The organism is Candidatus Obscuribacterales bacterium (assembly GCA_036703605.1).
Lineage (GTDB): Bacteria > Cyanobacteriota > Cyanobacteriia > RECH01 > RECH01 > RECH01.
Genome location: DATNRH010000717.1, coordinates 1 through 4,361 on the forward strand (window position 1 = coordinate 1; position 4,361 = coordinate 4,361).

The 4,361-nt window shown below is 54.8% G+C and carries 3 protein-coding genes; all 3 read right to left on the minus strand.

Annotation, left to right across the window (positions count from 1 at the left end; translation table 11 throughout):
* Window positions 1–124 precede the first annotated feature (124 nt).
* Window positions 125–688, minus strand: a complete 564-nt coding sequence (locus tag V6D20_15080) for a Uma2 family endonuclease (GenBank protein HEY9817103.1) — start codon at window positions 686–688, stop codon at window positions 125–127.
* Between the two features lie 44 nt (window positions 689–732).
* Window positions 733–1,134, minus strand: a complete 402-nt coding sequence (locus tag V6D20_15085; protein HEY9817104.1) for a hypothetical protein — start codon at window positions 1,132–1,134, stop codon at window positions 733–735.
* Between the two features lie 29 nt (window positions 1,135–1,163).
* Window positions 1,164–4,361, minus strand: a 3,198-nt coding sequence (locus tag V6D20_15090; GenBank protein ID HEY9817105.1) for a CHAT domain-containing protein, incomplete at its 5' end; no start/stop codon positions are given.

Consider the following 4,361-nt stretch of genomic DNA (forward strand, 5'->3'; position numbering starts at 1 on the left):
CCAAAGTGTTGGAAAAGAGCGATCGCCCCTCCGGCCCAGAACATAAAAGCGGGGGTGAGCAGAGTCGCCGCCCATTGTTCGGCGAGTTTTCCACCTAGACTATCCAAAAATTTTGCTGACACCGTTACTCCTCTAGCCAACCGAAGAGCTGGCCGACGGTGAGAACTACAGGTTCGGCAAAGGGGGGAACGGGGAGGCGCTCGCTGGGTTCTTCAACAACGGAAATGGTGCGATCGCCCCCATACACAAACACCAGTTTTTCTTCAGGGTCAATCAGCCAGCCCATTTGAGTGCCATGGGACAAACAGTGGAGGATGTTGCGAACCACTTTGGTTTGGCCTTGCTCAGGGGAGAGAATTTCGATCGTCCAGTCGGGGGCAAGGGCAAAGGTATTCGACACGTCGCCATTCGGATCGCGAGGAATCCGTTTCCAGGTAAACACCGTGACATCCGGGACGATGGAGCGATCGCCAAAGGTACAGCGCAGTTCAGGATAAGCACGGGCGATATGTTGAGGTTTGAGAATACTATTGATGGCTGGCACAAGATCGCCTTGAATTGTGCTGTGTTTTCCTTGGGGCATAGGTTTCTGGATGATTTTCCCGTCCATGAATTCGCTGGCGGGTTTGGTTTCCGGCAGCGTCAGGAATTCAGCTAGGGTGATAGGTTTGGCGGGGGTTTGAACCATTGCCGTCGGGGTGAAATGGGAATGGGCTTATTGTACCGTTCTGGTTAGGAGATTAGTTCAAGGGGAATCTGGTGGGTGGGGCAGAGGGGGGTCGGACGCCCCACGCGATCGCGCGACCATGTATGGTCACATAGAGGGCATTTGAATTGACGATAAGAAACAGACGATATATCTCCAGGCAGGTTGGTGCTGCCTTTGGCACCTTTTTCACGAGCTAGGCTGGGCTGAAACTGGGTGCTCCAGGCTTGGGTAGCTTTGTGGTCTGTTAATAAATCCCAGATTTGATCGGCGATCGTATCTTCACTGCCATGGGTTTGTATCTGTTGAAGCAGTTGATCTAGAAGCTCTTGAACGTGAGCAGCCGTCTGAGGCTCCAGTAGATTGGAGAGATGAGGGCGGATAGCAAGGGCAGTTTCTAGAACAACTAGGTTATCAATATCACTCATAGGGTACTCAAATGGGTGGGAAAGAATCGTTACACGCCAGTGTAGCTGAAGGCTGACCAGTGGTAGGGATGGGAATAGTCATACTTGAGCGATCGCTTCAATTCTTTGTGACTATCAAGGTCTGGAATAAAGGTTCGGCAATGGTCAACAATATCGGTGGGAGAGGCATCCCGCAACCATTGCTGGGCACATCGTAGGGCTGTGGCGGGCGACATATCCTGGTTTTGCCAGAGGGTATAAAAGCGACTCAGTAAGACCATGGTGCTGAGGTCGGAGACTGACCAGAGAGAGGCGACGACTCCGGCAACCCCAGCCTGAAGCAATCCTGTCGGTAGGCTGATGGCTTCATCAGCGTTTTCGATGCCCGACAGGCCCGTTTCGCAGGCGGAGAGGATGGCGAGGCGAAGACCGCCCTGGTCTGCCAGATTGAGGGCGAAGATATCCCGCAGGGTGAGGAGGCCATCGCTCATTCGCAGGCCACTGTTGAGGGGATCGGCGAGGTTGGCGGTGCCGTGGCAGGAGAAGTGGGCGATCGCCATCTTCGAGAGTTGCGATCGCACCCCTTCCACCGTTGCTGCTCCGTGTCTAAGAACGGTGTTTTTTGGGAAACTGGCGATCGCCGCATTCACTTCCCGTTCGGAGTTAGGCAGGTCTTGGCTGGGATTGTCGATCGCCAAGATGGACTCTGCCCCGGTGCGCTGGGCAATGGCTTGGGCAGCGGCGAGGGATTTGGCGTTGGGGGCGTAGGTGAAGTGGATGTCATCGAGGGCGTAGCGGCGTCCAGTGGGGGTGCTGGGGTCTTCCGTCCAAGCGGCATGGAGCGGTAGCAAACTGAGATAGCCCGTGGGGATAAGAGTGGCTTGCTGGTATGAGTGATGTTGCAGGTGAGCGATTAAGGGAGCCATCAGCGGTTCCCAGAGTTGGCGGGTTACGATGTCGATCGCGTCATACCAGCCTTGGCGATTGGTTTGGGATTGATAGTAGGCGCTGAACCAGGTTTGACTCAGCAGATCGATCAGTTGCGTTTCGTTGAGGGCATCTAGCCACAGGGATTCAACCGTGTTGGCAGTGACGATGAGGGCGAGGCTACCAGCGGGGGTGGGGATGAGGTACACCAAGGGGCGATCGCCTTGGATAGCGCGGCCAACATCGGCAAAGGTGGGTAAGGCTAGGAATTGCTCGTAGCCGGGAACCTGACGGATGTTTTGGAGGATGGCCGTGAGTTGTTGGCGCAGATCATGGGCAGAGTCTCGCAGGGTTTCGGGGGTGAGGCTATGGCGCTCCTCAGAGGTCATCCGATCGCGCTGCTGGCTTTCTAGGTTGCGGAGTTGGGCGGCGATCTCCTGGTAATCCTGATAAAGATTGGGGTGGGTTTGCTGAAGTTGGGTGAGGTCAGCTCGATCGCGGTCGAGACTCTCACTTAACCCACGAGCACGGCCTTGCTCCAGTGTTTCGACGGCTTTCTGAAGGTTGCCCGTCCGTGCCAGGGCATAGGCCGCCCGACGAGGGAGATCGGCGGTTTCAGACAGTTCAGCAGCTTTGCCATCTAGCAGGTTAGCGCTCTGATAAAGAATTTCGGCAGCTTGCAGAGCCGTTTGATACGTGACAATAGCTTCCTCCCATCGCTTTTCTTCAAAGTAGAGGTTGGCCAAACTACGGGCTGATCTGCGGCAGTCGTTGGGCAGTAATTCTGGGGTGAAGATCTGCAAGCTATCTCGATAGGTATTGATCGCCTTCTCAATGTTCTCGGCGCGATCGCCTCGGATGCGTTCAGAGTAAGCGTTTGCCAGATTATTCATGGATTGTGCCCAATCGACGGGCATCGCCTCCCGTGTCATCACCTGCAACGACTCCTGGTAGGCTTTGATCGCCTGCTCAATATTCTCGGCACGATCGCCTCGGATGCGTTCAGAGTAAGCGTTTGCCAGTCCCATCGTTGATGCTGCCCAATCGACGGGCATCGCCTCCCGTGTCCTCACCTGCAAGGACTGGTTATAGGTTTTGATCGCCTCCTCGATGTTCTCCGTCCGCTCCCCTCGGATGCGGAAATAGTAAGCGTTCGCAAGATTGTTCATTAATCTTGCCCACTCGATGGGCAATGCTTCCTGTGTTGTCACCTGTAAGCATTGCTGGTAGGCGGCAATGGCAGCTTCGATGTTTTCCGACCGGTCCCCTCGAATGCGGTTACGGTAAGCGTTTGCCAGATTATTCATTGATTCTGCCCACTCGATGGGCAATGCTTCCTGTGTTGTCACCTGCATGCATTGCTGATAGGCGGTGATGGCAGCTTCGATGTTCTCTGACCGGTCGCCTCTGATGCGGGTAAGATAAGCGGTTGCCAGATTATGCATTGATTCCGCCCACTCGATGGGCATCGCCTCCCGTGTCCTCACCTTTAAGGACTGCTGGTAGGCAGCAATGGAAACTTCAATGTTTTTCGCCCGGTCGCCTCTAATGCGGAAATAGTAAGCGTTTGCTAGGTTATTGATTGATTGTGCCCACTGGATGGGCATGGCCTTCCACGTCATCACCTTTAAGGACTGCTGGTAGGTAGCGATGGCAACTTCGATGTTTTCCGCCCGTTCTCCTCGAATGCGTTTACGGTAAGCGTTTGCTAAACTCGCCATTGATTCTGCCCACGCACCGGCCATAGCTTCCCGTGTCATCACCTGCAACGACTGCTGGTAGGCAGCGATGCTTAGTTCTAGGTTAAGCCAGCGCGTTCCCAAGGGAAACTCACTAATCAAATTTCCAAACATAACCAAGACCGCTGCAACAAAGACCCGTCGTTCTGTATTCCCCTCTAAGAATTGAGCGGCGACGGTGGGCAGCACTGCTAGCAGTTCTGTATTGAACCGAGATTGCTGCTGTGCCCATAGAGAGTAAATCTGTTGTGGGTTGCCTTGCTTATCCACAATTAACTGCAACGTTTCCAACAAAAACTGGTGGGCGGCTTCTGTTCCTTGCGGGGCACTTGTCTCTAACCCCGCCGCCGCCGCCAACTGCGCCGCAAAGCCTCGTAGCCATTGGGCATTTCCACTCCCCTGGCTTTCCAGATAGGCCGCCACCTGCTCCATCGCTGCCAGCAGCCCCGCATCCAGCAGGTCTGAATGGGCTTGCAACAATTCCCCCTCTTGTCCTTGGGGGCACCCTAGCAGTTGCTCAATCAACGTCAAATAGGCCTGCGATCGCTGCTCATCCATCCTAGGTTCCCCAAAAGGTGCTGC

Coding starts and splice junctions, on each gene's coding strand:
- V6D20_15085 (HEY9817104.1), bottom strand. CDS start 1,134: ATGAGTGATATTGATAACCTAGTTGTTCTAGAAACTGCCCTTGCTATC.
- V6D20_15080 (HEY9817103.1), bottom strand. CDS start 688: ATGGTTCAAACCCCCGCCAAACCTATCACCCTAGCTGAATTCCTGACG.